We start from the raw sequence: 19,568 nt of genomic DNA, 5'->3' as shown, positions 1-19,568 counted from the left end.
GCGAGGCCACGCCACCGCCGTCCCTGCCGTGCCCGAGGTGTCGATGCCGTCGGTCGCGGCGGGGATGGCACAGGCCCTAGCGCGACGGGTCGGCGTCCAGCGCCAGCACCTCCAGGGGCACGTCGCGGTCGAGCAGCCGGGCTGCGAGTTCGTCGAGGTCCGTCTCCTCGCCGTAGGCGTACGCACGCAGCAACGCCAAGGTGTCCTGGCTGGTCACGCCGAGACCGGAGTTGACGAACCCCATGGCCTGCCAGACCAGGGAACGGCGCTCGGCGGCCGGCGCATCGAGCCACGCCGGTCCGTCCGCTCTGATGGGGGCCTGTCGACCGGTCGCCCGGAAGGTCTCGACCACCGCACGTGCCACGGTGAGCGCGTCGGAGAGGGTGACTGATCTGGCGTCGGCCGGCGGGACCAGGTAGAGGTCCAACGCACCGAAGCCGTGACGATCGTCGTCCAGCGGCAGGGCGATGACGTCGCGGACGGACGTGCGGGCCACGAGGCCGTCGTAGAAGGCCGGCCAGCGAGACGCGATCATGGCCTCGTCAGCGACGATGGCCCGACCCGACGCATGGGCGGACAGGCATGGCCCTTCGCCCACCGTGAACTGCAGGCGTTCCGCCTCCGCCGACTGCGCGTCGCTGGCTCCCAGCGGCAGCCTCCGGTCGGAGGCGAAGAACAAGCTGATGCCTGCGCCGTCGACGGGCAGGACGGCGGCCGCGGCTCTGGCCAGTCGCTCCGGCACGAGCTCTGGACCGGGTAGGTCGACAGCGGACGCCGCCAGGGCGATCGTGAAGCGCTCAGCCGTGCCCACCAGGACTCCAGACACAGCTCGTCGGGTGCCCGGTTGCAGCGAGAGCACCGGTGTCACCGCACGACCCGGCTGTGCTCACCGGGCGCATCCGTCATGCCCGGTGCCCACCCGCATCAACCCCCACCCGGTGGGTGATCCCCGACCTCGGCCGAGGGGAGCCTCGGCGATGTCGTGGGTCAGGTGGCTCCTGGTCGGCCATCCGGTCGGTCAGTTGCGGTCATCAGCACGGTCCTGCGGGGGCGTGAGAAGGTGCCGCGTGACCGACGCTCCGGCTGACCCGACCAGCACCGACCCGCTGCGCTCGCTGCTGCGTGCCTCGCACCTGCTCACCGCGGACCAGCTGCCGGCCACGGTCCAGACCCACGCCGGGCTCCTGGGTGCCCGCGAGACAGTGCTCTACCTGGCCGACTACGAGCAGGCCACCCTCCTCCCCCTGCCAGGCCCGGGGGTGCCCGAGCGCCAGGAGCTGGCCATCGAGGGCACCATGGCCGGACGGGCGTTCCGCCGTGTCGAGGTCCTCCGCAGCGCTGTCCGCGAGGCATCGCACCGACTGTGGATCCCCCTGCTGAACGGTGTGGAGCGCCTCGGTGTCGTGGAGATGGTCTTCGCCTCCGCGCCGACTCCTGCCGTGGAGGACGACGCACGCATCTTCGCGTCCCTGGTTGCCGAACTGGTGGTGGTCAACGACGCGTACAGCGACGCCTTCACCCGGGTTCGACGGCGCAAGACGCTCAGCCTCGCGGCGGAGATCCAGTGGGAGCTGCTGCCACCCCTGAGCTTCGGTACCCACCGGGTCGTGATCACCGGCGCGCTCGAGCCGGCCTACGACATCGGCGGGGACACCTTCGACTACGCCGTCACCGGCGACCACGCCGACCTGCTGGTCCTCGACTCCGTCGGTCACGGCCTTCCCGCTGCGTTCCTGGCCAGCGCAGCGGTCGGGACCTACCGGCACGCCCGCCGGGACATGCTGGACCTGCCCGACATCGCGCAGGCCGTGAACGACGTCATCGCCACCCACTTCACCGGCTCCCAGTTCGCCACCGCAGTGCTGGCCCGCCTGGACCTCGACACCGGCCGGCTGCGCTGGGTCAACGCCGGCCATCCCTCGCCGCTCATCCTGCGCGCTGGCGCGCTGGTCCAACCGCCGCACTGCCCACCGGACCGCCCGCTGGGCCTGCAGGACCGCAAGGCGACCTGCTGCGAGACCCGGCTCGAGCCAGGCGACCGCGTCCTGCTCCACACCGACGGGATCACCGAGGCCCGCTCCCCCGACGGGGAGTTCTTCGGCGAGCAGCGACTGGCCGACTTCGTCACCACCGCCACCGCCGCCGGTGACCCCGCCCCGGAGACCATGCGGCGCTTGATGCGCAACGTGCTGGCACACCAGGCCGACCAGCTCCAGGACGACGCCAGCATCGTCTTCCTCGAATGGCTCACCGGCGACGAGGAGGGCCTGGAGATGTAGCCGGGCACCTCCTGTTCATCGGCGGCAGTGGGACACCACCCTGGCCGGCCGCCTCGCCTCGCTGCTGGGCGCGGGACGACCGCCGGATGTCACGGCTCGAGGTCAGGTGGGCTTGATGAGGCACGCCCAGACGAGCTTTCGGTCATGCTCGTAGTGGACACCGTGCTCGGCGGTGAGGTCGGCGACCACGTAGAGGCCGTAGCCACCCTGCCCGGCGGGGCGGTCCCTGGCCGGCGTGGGCGCCACTCCGGGAGCGCCGTCGGTGACGATGACGATCCACCGTCCGTCGTCGTCACCGATGTGCAGGCTCGCGGGTGGCGAGCCGTGGCGCAGCGCGTTGGACGTCAGTTCGTCGATCACCAGGACCGCCCGCTCGACTGAGTCCTCGACCGCCGGGGCCACGTCCACGCGCTCCCCCGCCCCCAGCGAGGACAGCAGGAAGTGCTGTGCCTGACGGCGCACGAGGCTCAGGCCGCGGAGCGACTCCAGCTGCACCAGGAGCCGGGTCTCGGCCGCTGCGGGCACGGGGTTGTCGTCATGCCAGGACGCGTAGGCCTCGGCGTACTCCGCCGGGGTCGTCGTGGGGCCGCTCACGGTCGCCTCCCTTCCGGACCTGCGGCGGGACGCCGGCGCGGTCGAGTGTCCACGGCCACGGTCACCGGTGGGTCAGCGCTCCCACTCGGCGACGGCGGTGCTGTCCGGCAGGTGGTCAGGACCGGCTCCCGCGGACCGTGGACGGTGCAGGCGGACGGCGACGAGGGCGACGTCATCGGCGGGGTGCCCCTCGACCAGCTGTTCGAGGACCTGGTCGCAGAACTCCTCGAGCGGCAGGTGCACCAGCTCGGCGCCCAGCCGGTGCAGCCGACCGACACCGGCGTCCAGGTCGCTGCCGGACCGCTCGACCAGACCGTCGGTGTACAGCAGCACCGTCGCGCAGGGAGGCAGCTCGACGGCGACGTGCCCACGGGTGCTGGCGGCGTCCACGCCGAGCATCAGCCGGCCGGAGGTCTCCGGGACGTCGACGAGCCCGCCGTCCGCGTCGAGGACGACCGGTGCGGGGTGCCCAGCGCTGGCCCACCGGAGGCGGCCGGTCCCCCGGGCCATGTCCTCGATGGTCCGCTCCAGCCGGCCCATGCCGACGGTGGCGTAGGTGTGCAGTCCCAACTGGACGATCCCGCTGTCCAGGGTGTCGAGCACGTGCGCCGGGTTCGAGCCGCCCGCCACGGCGATGCCACGCAGCAGGCTGCGCAGCTGCCCCATGGTCGCCGCGGCACTGGTGTCGTGGCCGACGACGTCACCGATGACCAGGTTGACGGCCCCGTCGGCCTGCAGGAAGGCGTCGTACCAGTCGCCGCCCACCTGGGCAGCGCCCGTGGCGGGCAGGTACCGGACCGCGATCTGGCAGTGCGTGGGCTGGAACGGCTCGGTCAGCATGCTCCGCTGCAGTTCTTCGGCCAGCTGCCGACTGCGCGCCGCGGTTCGGCGTTCCCGGGTCAGTGCCTGCAACCGGTCCAGGGCCTGCGCGGACTGGGCGGCGAAGGCCTGCACCAGATCGACCTCGTCGCGGGAGATGGTCCGCTCCACCGTCCAGCCGGCCAGCAGGGAACCCAGCAGTCGGCCCCCCGCGGACAGCGGGACGCTGATCCAGGACCTCTGCCCGGACTGCTCGAAGGCCTCCCGCATCTCCGGTGACCAGGCCTCGGCCTCGGCCTGGCTCTCGTAGACCACGGTCTGCCCGGTGCGTGCCGTCCACGCGGCGGGCAGTCGGCTGTCCAGGTCGATGGTGCCGAACCGCCGTTGCGCCCCCGACCCCAGGGACGGGGTCATGGTCAGGTGGACGACGCCGCGGTCGTCGTCGCGGAGTGCGATCGCGCCGCCGTCCGCGCCGATGGCCGCCAGGCCGGCCTCCGCGAGGATGGTCGTGACGTCCACGACGGTCTCGGCGTCTGTCAGCTGGAGCACCACCTGGGCCATGGCGGCCAGCCGGCGGGTCGCCGCCTCCCGGGACGCGAGCACCGCTCGGAGCTCCTGGGTGCGTGCGAAGAGGTCGGCCTCGAGCCCGTCGAGCCGGGCCCAGCTGCCGTCCTCCCGGCTCTCGGCGAGCCGCTCCCGTTCGGCGAGGTACTCCGAGACGTCCTCCACCCGTTGCAGCACCAGCCGGGTACGACCGGCCTCGTCGACGACAGGCGCGCTGATCAGAGACCAGGCGCGCGGGACGGGGCGGCCCGTCCCCTGGTCGAGCACCTCGTACCGGAACAGCGGCATGTGGTCAGGTGCACCGGTGTCGCGGGCGCGCTCGAAGGAGGTCTGCAGCGGGTTGACGCCGTCGGCGTCCAGGGCCTCCGGTGAGGGCGGGAAGGCGTCGAAGACGTACCGGCCGATCAGCTCCGCGCGTGCGCGGCCGAGCAGTTGCAGGTACGCCGGGTTCGCGTCCACGATCGTCAGGTCCGGGGACATCACCAGGTAGGCCGTGGGCAGCGCCGCGAAGATCGCGGCGAACTCCCCCTCACGGGCGCGGCCGACAGCATCCACGCCCACGTGGTTCCCCCGAGCCCTGCGTCTGGCGAGTGCGCGGGACGTCGCGCGCAACCTGAACGGGGCCATGATGCGGCATCCGCCGGCTGGGCGAGCGGCGGCCCCCCGGGAGCGGCTGACCGCGCAGGCGGCGCAGAGAGCCGCTCAGTTCGGCGAGCGCATGGTGGCCGGCTCGGAGTGGCACGAGGGAGACCTGGTCCCGGCTCAGCCAACGGGCGGCCGATCGGCAAGAAGACCCACCACGACGACGGGAGCCGGCCGCTGGCGGTCGCCGGCGTCCGGCACGTGCGCCTGCACGACGGCCGGCACAGCGCCGCGACGCAACTGCTGGGCGAGGACGTCCACCCACGGGTGGTCATGGGGCTGCGCGGCACAGCCCGATGCGCCCCACGAAGGACGTCCACAGCCCCGTGATGCCGGCCCTGGCATGGGCGGCTGCCGACCCGATGAGCACGCTGCTGCTGCCCGATGGAGTCACGCCACCTGCAACCAGAGACGAGTCAGGCCGCCCTCCCGGCGGGAGGACGGCCTGCTCACGAGGGTGGAGCTGAGGGGACTCGAACCCCTGACCCCCACACTGCCAGTGTGGTGCGCTACCAGCTGCGCCACAGCCCCGTACCGACCCGGTCTGGTGCGTCCGAGCCGGGGAGAACGATACATGGGCCGCGACGGGTCCCTGCTCCGGGGGGTTGGTCCGCGAGGGCGGCCTGTTGCCTCGTCGACACCCGACTGTCGGGGAGCCGCCGGTCCCCGTTCGCACACCGGGCACCCGGCCGCCATGCGGGCTGCGCAGCGTGGACGGGCCGGAGCCCACCGGCGTCCGCCCACCTCGGGAGCGTCCTGCATGCGCCGACTCCGTACCGTCCTGATCGCCACCGTCGCCGCGGCCCTGCTGCCGGCCGGAGCTGGAGTGGCCGCCGCGGCCGACCGCCCCGGGAGCAACAGCCCACGGTCCTTCGACGTCCAGGCCCACCGCGGTGGCGTCGGCCTCACCGTGGAGAGCACCCTCGCCGGCTTCAGCCGCGCCCTCGACCTCGGCGTCAGCACCCTCGAGCTCGACGTCCAGATCACCGAGGACGGGCACGCCGTCGTCACCCACGACCGGGACATCAACCCCGCCAAGTGCCAGGACACCGCCCCGGCCTTCCCCGGCGACCCGGAGTTCCCCTACGTGCCGGGCGTCCGCTACATCAAGGACCTCACCCTGGCCCAGGTCCGCACCCTCGACTGCGGCAGCCTCACGCTGCCGCAGTTCCCCGAGCAGCAGGCCGCGCCGGGCGCGCAGATGCCCCTGCTGTCCGAGGTGCTCGACCTGGTCGACGAGCGCCGCGCCCACCGGGTCTGGCTGAACATCGAGACCAAGGTCGAGGCCGGCGCCCCGGACCAGACGGCACCGCGCGAGCAGTTCGTGCAGGTGGTCGCCCGCGAGGTGCGCGACGCCGGACTGCTCCACCAGGTCAGCATCCAGTCCTTCGACTGGGGTGCGCTCATGCGGATGCGCGAGGTCGAGCCGGGACTGCCGATCGTCGCCCTGACCAACGGCCAGCAGTTCCTCCAGGCCGGCCTGCCCGGCGCCTCGCCGTGGCTGGGCGGCATCGACATCGACGACTTCGGCGGTGACCTGGTCGCCGCGGCGCACTCCTTCGGCGCGGACGCCATCTCCCCCGTGCAGGGCGACCCGCAGAGCGGCAGCATCGACGACCCGGGCTTCCGCCCCTACGTCACCCAGCAGATGGTGGACGACGCACACGCCGTGGGGATGGACGTCATCCCGTGGACCGTCGACGACCCCGCCACCATGCAGTACCTCATCGACCTCGGGGTCGACGGGATGATCACCGACCGTCCCGACCTGCTGCGCGAGGTCGTGGCACGCAACGGCTACAAGCTCCCCCGCACCTACCCCGCCCGCTGACCGGAGTGGCCGTCCCCGGGTCCTCCGGGGACGGCCACGCCTCAGCGCAGCTCGCGGTCCAGCGCCAGGTTCAGCTCCAGCACGTCCACCCACGGCGCCCCGATGAAGCCCAGGTCCCGCCCGTGCGTCGCCTCCGCGACCAGCACCTCGACGTCCGCGGCAGGCACCCCGCGGTCCGCCGCCACCCGGTCGACCTGCAGCGCGGCGTAGGCGACCGAGATGCCCGGGTCCAGCCCGGACGCCGACGCCGTCACCGCGTCCGCCGGCACCTCCGACCCGGGCACACCCTCCAGAGCAGCGACCGCAGCCCGGCGCTCCTCGACCGCGGCGACCAGCTCCGGCGCGTTCGGCCCCAGGTTCGACCCCCCGGACGCCGCCCCGTCGTAGTCCGACGCCGACGGCCGCGACTGGAAGTACTGCGGCAGCGGCTCACCCGACCCGGACACGAACGCCTGCCCGACCAGGGAGGAACCCACGACCTCGCCGTCCCGCGACACCAGCGAGCCCCCGGCGCGACCGGGCACCAGCTGCGCGAACAGCGTGATCGCCAGCGGGTACACCATCCCCAGCACGACGGTGGCCACGAGCAGGAACCGGACGGCGGCCAGCAGCTGGCGGCCGGAACGGAGAGCAGGCATCACGCGATCCCGGGGAGGAGGGAGACGAGCAGGTCGATGAGCTTGATCCCGGCGAACGGCAGCGCGACGCCGCCGAGGCCGTAGACCAGCAGGTTGCGGCGCAACATCGCCGACGCCGACGACGGGCGGTAGCGCACCCCGCGCAGGGCCAGCGGCACCAGCGCCACGATCACCAGCGCGTTGAACACGACGGCGGACAGGATCGCCGACTCCGGCGACGCCAGCCGCATCACGTTGAGCCGGTCGAGCCCCGGGAACGCGCCGGCGAACATCGCCGGCAGGATCGCGAAGTACTTCGCCAGGTCGTTGGCGATGGAGAACGTGGTCAGAGACCCGCGGGTGATGAGCAGCTGCTTGCCGATCGCCACGATCTCGATCAGCTTCGTCGGGTCCGAGTCGAGGTCGACCATGTTGCCGGCCTCCTTCGCCGCCGACGTCCCGGTGTTCATCGCCACCCCGACGTCGGCCTGCGCCAGCGCCGGGGCGTCGTTGGTGCCGTCACCGGTCATCGCCACCAGCCGGCCGCCGGCCTGCTCGCGCTGGATCAGCGCCAGCTTGTCCTCCGGCGTCGCCTCGGCCAGGACGTCGTCGATGCCGGCCTCGGCGGCGATCGCCCGCGCCGTCCGCTCGTTGTCGCCGGTGACCATCACCGTGCGGATCCCCATCCGGCGCAGCTCGGCGAACCGCTCGGCCATCCCCGGCTTGACGACGTCCTTGAGGTGCACGACGCCCAGCACCCGGGCACCGGCCGCGTCGGCGGACGCCAGCAGCAGCGGCGTCCCGCCCGAGCCTGCGATCCCGTCGACGACCTCGGCGACGTCCCGGGGCACCGCGCCGTCCAGCGAGCGCACCCACGCCTGCACCGCCCCGGCGGCACCCTTGCGCAGCCGGCGCCCGTCGGGCAGGTCGACCCCGCTCATCCGGGTCTGCGCGGTGAACGGCACCGGCACCGCGTCGGCCACGGACCGCTCGGGCAGCCCGTACGCCGTCCTGGCGAGCACCACGACGCTGCGCCCCTCCGGCGTCCCGTCGGCCAGCGACGCGAGCTGCGCGGCGTCGGCGACCTCGGCGTCGGAGGTCCCGCCGACGCCGATGAACGCCGCCGCCTGCCGGTTGCCGAGGGTGATCGTGCCGGTCTTGTCCAACAGCAGGGTGTCCACGTCGCCGGCCGCCTCCACCGCGCGGCCGCTCATCGCCAGCACGTTGCGCTGCACCAGCCGGTCCATCCCGGCGATGCCGATGGCCGACAGCAGCGCGCCGATCGTCGTCGAGATCAGGCAGACCACCAGGGCGATCAGCACGGTCGTCGACTGCCCGGCCCCGGCCTGGACGGCGATCGGCTGCAGCGTGACCACGGCCAGCAGGAAGACGATGGTCAGCGAGCTGAGCAGGATGTTCAGCGCCACCTCGTTCGGCGTCCGCTGCCGCGCGGCGCCCTCGACCAGCGCGATCATCCGGTCCACGAAGGTCTCCCCCGGCCGGCTGGTGATCCGGACGACGATCCGGTCGCTGAGCACCGTCGTCCCGCCGGTGACCGCCGACCGGTCGCCCCCGGACTCGCGGATCACCGGCGCGGACTCGCCGGTGATCGCGGACTCGTCGACGCTGGCGATGCCCTCGACGACGTCGCCGTCGCCGGGCACGACCTGGCCGGCGACCACGACCACCGTGTCCCCCGGCTGCAGGTCGGCCGCGGACACCTCCGACCCGTCGGGCCGGACGGCGACCGTCGTCGTCCGGGCCTGGCGGAGGGTGGCCGCCTGGGCCTTGCCGCGTCCTTCGGCGACCGCCTCGGCGACGTTGGCGAACAGCACGGTCAGCCACAGCCACACCGCGATCAGCCAGCCGAACACCGACGGGTCGAGCGCGGCGAGCACGGTGGACAGCACCGAGCCGACCCACACCACGAAGACCACGGGCTGGCGCACCAGCCCCCGCGGGTCGAGCTTGCGCACCGCGCCGGCCAGGGCCGGGCCCCAGTCGACCGCGGCACGCCGGGCGGTGGGCGGGGGGTCCGACGGGACGGGTGGGCGGTCGAGCACCGCGGTCATGACAGTCCTTCTGCGATCGGCCCCAGCGAGAGCGCGGGGAGGTAGGTGAGGCCGACGACCACCAGCACGACGGCGGTGAGCAGCCCGACGAACAGCGGCCGGTGGGTGGGCAGGGTCCCGGCGGTCGCCGGGGTGCGGCCCTGGGCGGCGAGCCGGCCGGCGAGCGCGAGCACCAGCACGACCGGCAGGAACCGGCCGAACGCCATCGCCAGCCCGAGGGCGGTGTTCCAGAACGGGGTGTTCGCGTTCAGCCCGGCGAAGGCCGAGCCGTTGTTGTTGCCGGCCGAGGTGAACGCGTAGAGCACCTCGGACAGGCCGTGCGGGCCCTCGGCGAGCATCGAGCTGCGCCCGGCGTCGACGCTCATCGCCAGTGCGGTGCCGGCGAGCACGACCGCGGGGGTGGTCAGCACGTACAGCGAGGCGAGCGTCATCTCGCGGCGGCCGAGCTTCTTGCCCAGGTACTCCGGGGTGCGCCCCACCATCAGCCCGGCGACGAACACCGCGACGACGGCGAGCACGAGCATCCCGTAGAGCCCGCTGCCGACCCCGCCGGGCGCGACCTCGCCCAGCATCATGTTCGCCATGGTCAGCAGGCCGCCGGCCGGCGTGAAGCTGTCGTGCATCGCGTTCACCGCGCCGGTCGAGGTGAGCGTCGTCGCCGTCCCGAACAGCGCCGAGAGCGGCCCACCGAAGCGCACCTCCTGGCCCTCGGTCGCCGCCCCGGCGAGCTGCAGCGCCGCTCCCCCGGCCCGGGCCTGCGCCCAGCTGGTCAGCGCCAGCGACGCCGCGGCCAGCGTGGCCATCACACCGACGACCGCGTACCCCTGGCGCCGGTCGCCGACCAGCCGGCCGAACGCGCGCGGCAGCGAGAACGGGATGACCAGCATCAGGAGGACCTGGAACAGCGAGACCCAGGCGCTCGGGCCCTCGAAGGGGTGCGCGGAGTTGGCGTTGAAGAAGCCGCCGCCGTTGGTGCCGAGCTGCTTGACCGCCTCCTGCGAGGCGACCGGGCCGCCGGGCAGGAACTGCGTGCCGCCGGCCAGCGTGGTCGCGTCGGTGCCCGCGGACAGTGTCTGCACCACCCCGCCGAGCACCAGCACGACGGCGCTGAGCACGGCCAGCGGGAGCAGGACGCGGGTCACCGCCCGGGTGACGTCGACCCACGCGTTGCCGAGCCGGTCGGTGCGCGTGCGGGCGAAGCCGCGGACCAGCGCGACGGCGACCGCCAGCCCCACTGCGGCGGACAGGAAGTTCTGCACCGCCAGCCCGGCCATCTGCACCAGGTGGCCCATCGTCGACTCGCCCGCGTACCCCTGCCAGTTCGTGTTGGTCACGAAGCTGACCGCGGTGTTCCACGCCGGACCCGGCTCGACCGCGGGCCTCCCGTTGCCCAGCGGCAGCCACTGCTGCACCCGCTGCAGCAGGTAGAGGAACAGCACCGACACCAGCGAGAACGCCAGCACGCTCCGCAGGTAGGTGGGCCAGCGCTGCTCGCTGTCGGCGTCCACCCCCACGGCCCGGTAGACCAGCCGCTCGGCCCGCCAGTGCCGCTCCGCGCTGAACACCCGGGCCAGCCAGTCGCCCAGCGGGCGGTGCACGGCGGCCAGCGCGGCCACCAGCAGCGCGACCTGCAGCCAGCCGGCTGCGGTGCTGCTCATCAGAACCGCTCCGGGAACAGCAGCGAGGCCAGCAGGTAGAGCACCAGCGCCACGGCCACCGCCAGACCGACCCAGCCCTCGGCAGCGCTCACAGCCGCTCCACCCCGCGCACGCCGAGGGCCAGCAGTCCGAAGACCGCCAGCGTGAGGAGCAGGTAGACCACGTCGGTCACGTCTCGAGCACCTTCGTCCCGTCCCGGCGGACGACCTGTCGTCGTCCACGTCCGAGCGGCGACGCTAGGAGCGGTGCAGGCCCCCGCCGCCGGTCTTGACGGGCTCTTGACGGTGCGCGGTGCCGACCTTGACGCGCTCCTGACGACGGGATCTCCGGGTCGGCTCAGGGCGTTCCCCGATGGTCGGCACCGCCGGACGACGACAGGCTCGGGCCGAGGACCGATCAGTCCGGTCCGCGGCGCAGGTCAGGAGGGACGTGGGGACGACGAGGCGGCAGCGGTGGTGAACGCGGTGCTGGACGCCGTCGGCAGCTGGCCGGCGGGGCTGGTGCTCGCCGTCGCCGCGGTGGTGCTGGCCCTGGAGAGCGGCGTCGTGCTCGGCGTCGTGCTGCCGGGGTCGACGCTGCTGGTCGCCCTCGGGGTGTGGTCGGCGGCGTCGGACACCCCCGCCGCGGTGCCGTTCGCCGTCGCCGCGTCCGCCAGCGTGCTGGGTGCGCTCGCCGGCTGGCGCCGGGGGCACGACCGGCGGGCGCCCAGCGGCGGGCACGGCCTGCTGCGTGCCCGCGTCGACCCGGCCGTGCGCCGGGCGCGGGAGTGGCTGGCCACCCAGGGACCGGTCGGGGCCGCGGCGGTGCTGGCGGTCGGGCACTGGGCCGCGGTCACCCGCACGCTGGTGCCGCGGGTGGCCGGCGGCGCCGGGGTGCCCTTCGCCGTCGCCGCGCCGGTCCTCGCCGTCAGCGGCACGGCGTGGGCCACCACCGTCGTCCTGCTGGCCCGGGCGCTGGGCCAGCAGGTCGCCGACGACGCGAGCTGGGCGCCGGCCGTCGTCCTCGGGGTGGTGGGTGCCGCCCTGCTGGTCCGGCACTGGCGGCACGCCCACGCCGCGCACACCGGCTGACCCGTCAGGACGACGGCGGCGGCGTCATCTGGGCGACCCGGATCGAGTTGCCGAACGGGTCGCGGAAGCCGAAGTCGATGCCGTAGGGCTGCTCGACGGGCTCCTCGGGCACGTCGACACCCCGCTCCCGCAACGTCGCGTGGGTCTTGTGCGCGTCGTCGGTGGTGAAGAAGAGGTGCCCGCCGCCGGCGCCCTTGGTGACGACGTCGCGCACCTGCTCGGCGATCTCCGGGCTGACCGACGGCGGCGCGGGCCGCTCCAGCAGGACGGCGTGCCCCGGGTCGCTGGGCAACGCCACGGTGAGGAAGCGCATCGGCCCGAACTGCTGGTCGGTCTGGACCTGGAAGCCGAGCTTGCCCACGTAGAAGTCGAGGGCCTCGTCCTGGTCGAGCACGTACAGGGAGGTGATCGAGATCGTGTTCAACATGGGGAGGACGCTAGGGGCGGGCAGCTCCGCCGGGCTTCTCCGAAAGTGCGCTGTCGGACGGTCGCAGCCAGCGCATCCCGAAGCAGCTGGGCACCGGCGCCAGCGGGCCGCGCCGCCGGTGGACGCTCGGCGGCTCCCCCACCACGTCGGCGAACACCCGGCTGAACGTGCCCAGACTGCTGAAGCCCACCGCCATGCAGACGTCGGTGACCGACTGCTCGGTGCTCCGCAGCAGCACCATCGCCCGTTCCACCCGCCGGCGCTGCAGGTAGCGGTGCGGCGTCTCGCCGAAGGTGGCCTTGAAGGTGCGGATGAAGTGCGCCGGCGACACGTGCGCGATCGCCGCCAGGGTGGGGACGTCGAGCGGCTGCGCGTAGCTGCGGTCCATCGCGTCCCGGGCGCGCAGCATCCGGCGGTTGGAGTCCTCGCTGGCGCGGCTCACGGCGCGATCATGGCAGCCGGCGACCGCAGTGCCGGGGCACCCTCCTGGGTGGTCTTGACGCGATCCTGACGCCGGACGGCGGCCGGCCGCGCCGGTGCAGGACGATCATGGGGGCATGGCCCGCGGCGCGCTGCGCATCTACCTGGGCGCCGCCCCCGGCGTCGGGAAGACCGTCGCCGTGCTCGGTGAGGCCCACCGGCGGGCCGAGCGCGGTCAGGACGTCGTCGTCGGGCTGGTCGAGACGCACGGCCGACCGCGCACCGCCGCCGCGCTCGCCGGGCTCGAGGTGCTGCCGCGCGCCGAGGTGACCTACCGCGGCGTCGCCCTGCCCGAGCTCGACGTGGCCGGGGTGCTGGCCCGCCGTCCCGAGGTGGTGGTCGTCGACGAGCTGGCGCACACCAACGCTCCCGGCTCCCGGCACGCCAAGCGCTGGCAGGACGTCGAGGCGCTGCTGGCCGCCGGGATCACCGTGCTGACCACCGTCAACGTGCAGCACCTGGAGAGCCTCACCGACGTGGTCGAGCAGATCACCGGCGTCGAGCAGCAGGAGACGGTGCCCGACGAGGTGGTGCGCCGCGCCGACCAGGTCGAGCTGGTCGACATGTCCCCCGAGGCGCTGCGCCGACGGATGGCGCACGGCAACGTGTACCCCGCCGAGCGGGTGGACGCCGCGATGGGCAACTACTTCCGGGTCGGCAACCTGACCGCGCTGCGCGAGCTGGCGCTGCTCTGGCTGGCCGACCGGGTCGACGAGGGGCTGCGCCGCTACCGGTCCGACCACGCCATCGACTCCGTCTGGGAGGCCCGCGAGCGGGTCGTCGTGGCGCTCACCGGCGGGCCGGAGGGCGAGACGCTCGTCCGGCGCGCCGCCCGGGTCGCCCGGCGCACCGGGAACGGCGCGCTGCTGGCCGTGCACGTGCTCAGCCCCGACGGGCTGGCCGGCGCCTCCCCCGCCGCGCTGCGCGACCAGCGCGCGCTCGTGGAGAGCCTGGGCGGCAGCTACCACCAGGTGGTCGGGGACGACGTCGCCGGGACGCTGCTGGACTTCGCCCGCGGCGCCGACGCGACGCAGCTGGTGCTGGGCACCAGCCGGCGCTCCCGGCCGGCCCGCGCCCTCCGCGGCGGGATCGGCGGGGAGGTGGTGGCCCGGGCCGGCGAGATAGACGTCCACCTGGTCACCCACTCCTCGGCCGGGCCGCGCGGCTGGCGGCTGCCGCCGCTGACCGGTGCGCTCACCGCCCGCCGGCGCCGGCTGGGCGTCGCGCTGGCGCTGGCCGGCGTCCCGGTGGCGACCCTGGTCTGCCTGGCCGCCGACGCCGCGCTCTCGCTGGCCAGCGTGCTGCTGGTCTTCCTGCTGCTGGTCGTCGCCGTGGCGCTCGTCGGCGGGCTGCTGCCGGCCGTGCTGGCCGCGGTCGTGGGCGGGCTGGCGGAGAACTGGTTCTTCACCCAGCCCACCGGCCGGCTCACCGTCGGCCGGGTGGACGACGTGGTCGCGCTCGGCGGCTACCTGGTGGTGGCCGTCGCCGTCGCCACCGTGGTCGACCGCTCGGCCCGCCGGGCCACCGCCGCGGCCCGGTCGGCCGCCGAGACGGCGATGCTCGCGTCGCTGTCCCGCTCGGTGCTGGCCGGCGACCGGGAGCTGCCCAGCCTGCTGGAGCAGGTCCGCGAGGCCTTCGGGCTGCGGTCGGTGGCGATGGTCGAGCGCACCGCGGACGGCCGGCGGACCGTCGGCTCCTGCGGGGACCCGGCCGGCGAGGCCGACGAGGTGCCGATCACCGACACGCTGAGCCTGCGGCTGTGCGGCCGCGCGCTGGCCGCCGGCGAGCGCCGGGTGCTGGTGGCCGTCGCGGAGCAGGCCGCCGTCGCGCTCCAGCAGGGCCGACTGTCGGCGCAGGCCGCCGAGGCCGACCGGCTCGCCGCCGGCAACAGCATGCGCACCGCCCTGCTGGCCGCGGTCAGCCACGACCTGCGCACCCCGCTGGCCGGGATCAAGGCCGCGTCCTCGGCGCTGCGCTCCCCCGAGCTGGCGCTGACCGACGAGGACCGGGACGAGCTGGTGGCGACCGTGGACGAGTCCGCCGACCGGCTCACCGGCCTGGTCGACAACCTGCTGGACATGAGCCGGCTGCAGTCCGGCGCGCTGAGCCCGGTGGTCACCCCGGCCGACCTGGCCGCGGTGACGGCGGCCGCGCTCAGCTGGCTGGAGGAGCCGCAGCGCGCCCGGGTGGCCGTGCACGCCCCCGACGACCTGCCGCCGGTGCTCGCCGACCCGGGGCTGCTGGAACGGGTGGTGGCCAACCTCGCCGACAACGCCACCCGGCACGCGGCCACCGGCCCGGTCGACCTGCGGGCCGGCGCGGCCGCCGGGCGGGTCGAGCTGCGGGTGGTCGACCGCGGCCCGGGCGTGCGCCCCGCCGACCGGGAGCGGGTGTTCGCCCCCTTCCAACGGCTCGGGGACGCCCCGGCCGGGCAGGGCGTCGGGCTCGGACTGGCCGTCGCCCGCGGGCTCACCGAGGCGATGGGCGGCACGCTGACCGCCGAGGACACCCCCGGCGGTGGCCTGACCATGGTCGTCTCGCTGCCTGCGGTCGCCGTCCCGGCGCCCGCCCCGGCCGCCCGGTGAGCCGCGTCCTCGTCGTCGACGACGACCCGCAGCTGCTCCGTGCCCTCCGGATCAGCCTGCGCGCCGCCGGGCACGAGGTGGTCACCGCACCCGACGGGACGACGGCGCTGCGCGAGGCCGCCGCGGCGCACCCGGACGTCGTCGTGCTGGACCTGGGGCTGCCCGACCTGGACGGCACCGAGGTGCTCGCCGGGCTGCGCCCCTGGTTCACCGGCCCGGTGCTGGTCCTGTCGGCGCGGGCCGACAGCCGGGACAAGGTCGCCGCGCTGGACGCCGGCGCCGACGACTACGTGACCAAGCCCTTCGACATGGCCGAGCTGCTCGCCCGGCTCCGCGCGGCGGTGCGCCGCGGCAGCCCCGAGACCGGTACCGCGCAGGTGGTCACCGACCACTTCACCGTCGACCTGGCCGCCCGGCAGGTGACGGTGGACGGCGTCCCGGTGCGGCTGACCCCGACCGAGTGGGCGCTGCTGTCGGAGCTGGTGCGGGCGCCGGGCCGGCTGGTCGGCCAGCGGGAGCTGCTGCAGTCGGTGTGGGGGCCGGCCTACGAGCGGGAGACCAACTACCTGCGGGTCTACCTGGCGCAGCTGCGCCGCAAGCTGGAGCCGGACCCGGCGCACCCGCGGTACCTGCACACCGAGCCCGGGATGGGCTACCGCTTCGTCCCGGACCCTCCCGCCGCCCGGCGCGCATAGACGCGCGAAACCGCACTCGACGGCGCGCCTGAAGTAGCTCGTCCACGGTTGTCTGTAGTACTTTTGCTACATGGCACCGCGCAAGCGCTCCGATGAGCCGGAGCTGTTCAACCGGCTGACCGTGCTGCGCACCGAGCGGGGGTTGTCCCGCCAGGAGCTGGCCGACGCCGTCGGCGTGCACTACCAGACCATCGGCTACCTGGAGCGGGGCGAGTACAGCCCCAGCGCCACCCTCGCCCTGCGCCTGGCCGCCGTCTTCGCCCTCCCGGTGGAGGCGGTCTTCTCGCTCACCCCGTTCCGCACCCTGTCCGAGCAGGTCTACGGCACCCAGGAGGTCCGATGAGCACCCCCACCCGCGTCCAGCGACGAGCCGAGCGCCTCGACGACCCGCGCTTCGAGTCCCTCCGCACGACCCGCGCCCGACGGCTGCTGGCGGCCGCCCTGTGCGGGCTGCTCGTGGTCGAGGCGGCGCTGTTCGTGCTGGTCGACACCGCTCCGGTCGCCGCCGCCATCGGGCTGACGCTGGTCGTGGTGGCGTTCGTGCTCTGCCTGGGCGCGCTCAAGGCGAGCACCCGCGGCATCGAGGAGCTGCCCGCGGAGGCGCTGGACGAGCGCCAGTGGCAGCTGCGCGGCGAGGCGTACGCCCGCGCCTACCGGCTCGGCTTCGGGCTGCTCACCCTGGAGCTCGCCGCGGTCGCCCTCTGGCTGGTGGCCGGCTGGGCCGCGCCCGACACCGGCGTGCTCACCGCCGCCGTCCTGCTGCCGTTCCACGTCGGGCTGGTGCTGCCCACCCTGGTCGCCGCCGCGACGCGGGACGTCTGACGGTCAGAGCTCGACGCCGCGGTCCCGGAGCCAGGCCACCGGGTCGACGCGTTTGCCCTCCATGCCGCCGCGGTGCACCTCGAAGTGCAGGTGCGGGCCGGTCGACTGGCCACGGCTGCCCAGCAGCGCGATCCGGTCCCCGGCGCTGACCACGTCACCGGCGCCGACCAGGATCTTCTCCATGTGCCCGTACACGGTGACGTCGCCGCTCACGCCCAGGATGTAGACGGCCAGGCCGTAGCCGCTGGCCGCACCGGCGCGCAGCACCACGCCGTCCTCGACCGAGTACTCGGGGGTGAGCATGGGCGCGGCGAGGTCGATGCCCCAGTGCATCGTCCCCCAGCGCATGCAGAAGCACGTCGTCATCCGGGAGGAGTCCACCGGGGCCACGACCTCGGGCCGGGCGGCCTCGGCCGCGGCCTCGGCGGCCGCCTGCTCCTCGGCGGCGCGCTCGGCGCGGCTGGCGGCGACCTCCTCGAGGCGGGCCCGGGCCTCGACCTCGGTGATCGCCTCGTGCGGGCTGAGCGGCTCGATCTCCAGCAGGCCCTCGGGGTCGGAACCGAGCAGGTCGGCCACGGCGAGGGTGTCGTCGGCGCCGGCCGACGGGAGCGCCTGGGTGCCGATCAGCCCAGCGGCCAGGCCGCCGGCGACCAGCGCGGCGAGCAGGGCCGCGGGACGACGCCGGGCGACGACCGGACGACGGCGACGGGCCCGCGTCGACGCGGCGGCGAGGGTGGCGGCGGGTACGGGGACCTCGCCCGAGGACAGGGGCTCGACCGCGGTCCGGTGCTCTCGGACGATCGTGCCGGTGTTCCTCGAACCCACAGTGCCTGCCCCTCGATCGCGTCCGGCGTCCCCGTTCCGGAGCTCGGCAGGTATCGAAACACTGAATGACAGTCTTGTAATTCGCTACCCGGCGTGTTCGTCAGGACACGCCGCGCTGATGCTCCCGGTCACCTCGGAGCCGGTGTCGACGAGGCGACATGTCGACACCTTCACCGGCGGGCCGCGGGGCCCGACCGGGTCACTCGGCGGCGACCAGCGCCAGGTCGTGGGCGATGTCGCTGGGGCTGTTCTCCGCGTCGAAGAGGACGTCGGCCTCGCCGTCGGTGCCGTAGAGCAGCAGGTACGTCGAGTGGCTCTGCCCGTCGTCCTGGGCCAGCGGCACGCCGGCGGCCAACTGCGCCTGCTCGACCTGCGCCTGGTCGCCGGTGAGCCCGACGAACCGGGTGGGCAGGCCGGCGTCGAACCGGCCCAGGTACTCGCCCAGCACCTCGGGGGTGTCCCGGGCCGGGTCGGTGGTGACGAAGACCACGGAGGTCTCGGCGGCCAGGGCGGGGTCGACGGTGCCCAGCGCCACCCCGATCTCGGCCATCGTGGTCGGGCAGACGTCGGGGCAGTTCGTGTAGCCGAAGAACAGCAGCGTCGGACCGGCGCCGGTGCGCGCGCCGAAGTCGTACTCCGCGCCCGAGGTGTCGGTGAGGGTGAACTCCGGCTTCAGGAACGGCTCGGGCAGCTCCAGGCCCTCGTAGACGCCGCCGTCGGTGGTCTCCAGGCTGGCCACGCCGCCGCCGGAGTGGTCGTGCTCCTCGGCGGCGGCGTCGGCGTCACCCCCGCAGCCGGCGAGCAGCAGACCGGCCACCAGCCCGAGCGCGGGCAGTCCGGTCCGGGCGGTACGGGAGGCAGCACTCACGAGGACACGGTACGTCGGCGCGCGGCCAGGCCGAGGAGGAGACCGGAAAGGCCGGCGAGCAGCCCGAGGACGGCGAGCACCAGCGCGACCGTCGCCGTGCCGTCGCTGCCGCCGTCGTCGGTGGCGGACGACGCCTCGTCGACCGCCGCCGGCTCGGCCGCGCCGGAGGTGAGCATCAGGACCGGGGCCGGGCTCTCCGGCTCCGGCTGCCCGTCGACCGTCGGCTCGATCCAGGCGGACTCCGCACCGTCGCTGTAGGTCTGCACGGTCGGGAAGGACAGCGCGTCGGCCTCCGGGAACGGCCCGCCGGACAGCGCGAACTCCTGGAACTGGCCCGGCGCGATGCCGCCGCCCGCGTCGGCCCGGAACTCGACCACGGAGACGGCCTCGTCGAGGGTGTCCCCGTGGTCGGTGGTCACCGGCGGGTCGAGCGGGGTGGTGGTGAGCTCGGCGGTCCAGCCGGCCACCGGCTGCACCTGCACCGAGGCCAGCGGCGTGTCCGTGGGCAGCTGGATGCGCAGCGCGACCGTGCTCGCGGTGTCGCTCTCGTTCGGCACCCGGAAGGTGACCTTGCCGTACCCGCCCGGCGACGCGTCGGACGACGACGCCCGCACGTGGGCCGAGGCGACGCCGGTGCCGGCGACGAGCAGCCCGGTGAGCGTGAGCAGCACGACCGCGAGGCGGGAGGCGGGGCGGGCAGGACGGGCCGGGTTCATCGTT

Annotated in this window: 20 protein-coding genes and 1 tRNA gene; 7 read left to right on the top strand and 14 right to left on the bottom strand. The window is 74.5% G+C overall.

Annotated features, from left to right (window positions below; all coding sequences use genetic code 11):
• Nucleotides 1-76 precede the first annotated feature (76 nt).
• Complete coding sequence (locus tag HL054_RS01940; protein WP_369137001.1) at nt 77-811, bottom strand: GAF domain-containing protein; 735 nt, start codon at nt 809-811, stop codon at nt 77-79.
• 256 nt (nt 812-1,067) lie between these two features.
• On the opposite strand from HL054_RS01940, the gene HL054_RS01935 reads away from it, so the two are divergent.
• Nucleotides 1,068-2,279 (top strand): PP2C family protein-serine/threonine phosphatase, encoded by a 1,212-nt coding sequence (locus HL054_RS01935; RefSeq protein WP_369137000.1) that lies wholly within the window; start codon nt 1,068-1,070, stop codon nt 2,277-2,279.
• Nucleotides 2,280-2,381: 102 nt separating this feature from the next.
• Here the strand turns inward: HL054_RS01935 and HL054_RS01930 are convergent, their stop codons facing one another.
• From HL054_RS01930 to HL054_RS01915, 4 genes are all read right to left on the bottom strand, one after another.
• Complete coding sequence (locus HL054_RS01930; protein ID WP_369136999.1) at nt 2,382-2,873, bottom strand: ATP-binding protein; 492 nt, start codon at nt 2,871-2,873, stop codon at nt 2,382-2,384.
• A 72-nt stretch (nt 2,874-2,945) separates the two neighbouring features.
• Nucleotides 2,946-4,817, bottom strand: coding sequence for a SpoIIE family protein phosphatase (locus HL054_RS01925; protein WP_369136998.1), 1,872 nt, complete (start codon nt 4,815-4,817; stop codon nt 2,946-2,948).
• Nucleotides 4,818-5,018: 201 nt separating this feature from the next.
• Nucleotides 5,019-5,159, bottom strand: a complete 141-nt coding sequence (locus HL054_RS01920) for a hypothetical protein (RefSeq protein WP_369136997.1) — start codon at nt 5,157-5,159, stop codon at nt 5,019-5,021.
• A gap of 197 nt (nt 5,160-5,356) precedes the next feature.
• Nucleotides 5,357-5,429: transfer RNA gene (locus tag HL054_RS01915), tRNA-Ala, on the bottom strand.
• A gap of 229 nt (nt 5,430-5,658) precedes the next feature.
• On the opposite strand from HL054_RS01915, the gene HL054_RS01910 reads away from it, so the two are divergent.
• Nucleotides 5,659-6,729 carry a glycerophosphodiester phosphodiesterase family protein gene (locus tag HL054_RS01910; RefSeq protein WP_369136996.1) on the top strand — a complete coding sequence of 357 codons (1,071 nt, stop codon included), beginning with the start codon at nt 5,659-5,661 and terminating at the stop codon, nt 6,727-6,729.
• Between the two features lie 41 nt (nt 6,730-6,770).
• Here the strand turns inward: HL054_RS01910 and kdpC are convergent, their stop codons facing one another.
• Genes kdpC through kdpF form a run of 4 tightly spaced genes read right to left on the bottom strand, consistent with a single transcriptional unit; the run spans nt 6,771 to nt 11,168 of the window.
• Nucleotides 6,771-7,367, bottom strand: coding sequence for a potassium-transporting ATPase subunit KdpC (gene kdpC, locus HL054_RS01905; RefSeq protein ID WP_369136995.1), 597 nt, complete (start codon nt 7,365-7,367; stop codon nt 6,771-6,773).
• The gene (gene kdpB, locus HL054_RS01900) at nt 7,367-9,418 is read right to left on the bottom strand and encodes a potassium-transporting ATPase subunit KdpB (protein ID WP_369136994.1); all 2,052 of its coding nucleotides are present in this window, start codon (nt 9,416-9,418) and stop codon (nt 7,367-7,369) included. Before kdpB ends, kdpC begins: the two co-directional genes overlap by 1 nt.
• Nucleotides 9,415-11,076 (bottom strand): potassium-transporting ATPase subunit KdpA, encoded by a 1,662-nt coding sequence (gene kdpA / locus HL054_RS01895; RefSeq protein WP_369136993.1) that lies wholly within the window; start codon nt 11,074-11,076, stop codon nt 9,415-9,417. Before kdpA ends, kdpB begins: the two co-directional genes overlap by 4 nt.
• On the bottom strand, nt 11,076-11,168 hold the full coding sequence (gene kdpF / locus HL054_RS01890; protein WP_369136992.1) for a K(+)-transporting ATPase subunit F: 93 nt from the start codon (nt 11,166-11,168) through the stop codon (nt 11,076-11,078). Before kdpF ends, kdpA begins: the two co-directional genes overlap by 1 nt.
• Nucleotides 11,169-11,528: 360 nt before the next feature.
• Between kdpF and HL054_RS01885 the strand changes: the two genes are divergently transcribed.
• Nucleotides 11,529-12,146, top strand: coding sequence for a DedA family protein (locus HL054_RS01885; protein ID WP_369136991.1), 618 nt, complete (start codon nt 11,529-11,531; stop codon nt 12,144-12,146).
• A gap of 4 nt (nt 12,147-12,150) precedes the next feature.
• On the opposite strand, the gene HL054_RS01880 is transcribed toward HL054_RS01885, so the two are convergent.
• Together HL054_RS01880 and HL054_RS01875 are read right to left on the bottom strand one after the other, a co-directional pair.
• Complete coding sequence (locus HL054_RS01880) at nt 12,151-12,573, bottom strand: VOC family protein (RefSeq protein WP_369136990.1); 423 nt, start codon at nt 12,571-12,573, stop codon at nt 12,151-12,153.
• A 10-nt stretch (nt 12,574-12,583) separates the two neighbouring features.
• Nucleotides 12,584-13,015, bottom strand: coding sequence for a helix-turn-helix domain-containing protein (locus HL054_RS01875; RefSeq protein ID WP_369136989.1), 432 nt, complete (start codon nt 13,013-13,015; stop codon nt 12,584-12,586).
• Between the two features lie 115 nt (nt 13,016-13,130).
• On the opposite strand from HL054_RS01875, the gene HL054_RS01870 reads away from it, so the two are divergent.
• The 4 genes from HL054_RS01870 to HL054_RS01855 all read left to right on the top strand — a co-directional run bounded on the left by HL054_RS01870 (nt 13,131) and on the right by HL054_RS01855 (nt 17,155).
• Nucleotides 13,131-15,638 (top strand): sensor histidine kinase, encoded by a 2,508-nt coding sequence (locus tag HL054_RS01870; RefSeq protein ID WP_369136988.1) that lies wholly within the window; start codon nt 13,131-13,133, stop codon nt 15,636-15,638.
• Nucleotides 15,635-16,333: a response regulator gene (locus HL054_RS01865; protein ID WP_369136987.1), complete on the top strand. Its 699-nt coding sequence runs from the start codon at nt 15,635-15,637 to the stop codon at nt 16,331-16,333. Before HL054_RS01870 ends, HL054_RS01865 begins: the two co-directional genes overlap by 4 nt.
• A gap of 70 nt (nt 16,334-16,403) precedes the next feature.
• Nucleotides 16,404-16,676: a helix-turn-helix transcriptional regulator gene (locus HL054_RS01860; protein WP_369136986.1), complete on the top strand. Its 273-nt coding sequence runs from the start codon at nt 16,404-16,406 to the stop codon at nt 16,674-16,676.
• Nucleotides 16,673-17,155: a hypothetical protein gene (locus tag HL054_RS01855; protein WP_369136985.1), complete on the top strand. Its 483-nt coding sequence runs from the start codon at nt 16,673-16,675 to the stop codon at nt 17,153-17,155. Before HL054_RS01860 ends, HL054_RS01855 begins: the two co-directional genes overlap by 4 nt.
• Nucleotides 17,156-17,158: 3 nt before the next feature.
• Here the strand turns inward: HL054_RS01855 and HL054_RS01850 are convergent, their stop codons facing one another.
• The 3 genes from HL054_RS01850 to HL054_RS01840 all read right to left on the bottom strand — a co-directional run bounded on the left by HL054_RS01850 (nt 17,159) and on the right by HL054_RS01840 (nt 19,564).
• Nucleotides 17,159-17,980, bottom strand: a complete 822-nt coding sequence (locus HL054_RS01850) for a M23 family metallopeptidase (protein ID WP_369136984.1) — start codon at nt 17,978-17,980, stop codon at nt 17,159-17,161.
• A 199-nt stretch (nt 17,981-18,179) separates the two neighbouring features.
• Complete coding sequence (locus HL054_RS01845; protein ID WP_369136983.1) at nt 18,180-18,848, bottom strand: SCO family protein; 669 nt, start codon at nt 18,846-18,848, stop codon at nt 18,180-18,182.
• Nucleotides 18,845-19,564, bottom strand: a complete 720-nt coding sequence (locus HL054_RS01840; RefSeq protein WP_369136982.1) for a YcnI family protein — start codon at nt 19,562-19,564, stop codon at nt 18,845-18,847. The genes HL054_RS01845 and HL054_RS01840 overlap by 4 nt, the downstream gene beginning before the upstream one ends.
• Between the last annotated feature and the right edge of the window lie 4 nt (nt 19,565-19,568).

The organism is Modestobacter versicolor (assembly GCF_041028285.1).
Lineage (GTDB): Bacteria > Actinomycetota > Actinomycetes > Mycobacteriales > Geodermatophilaceae > Modestobacter > Modestobacter versicolor_A.
The sequence above is the reverse complement of the archived record's forward strand: the minus strand, read 5'-3'. Positions and strand labels throughout refer to the sequence as shown.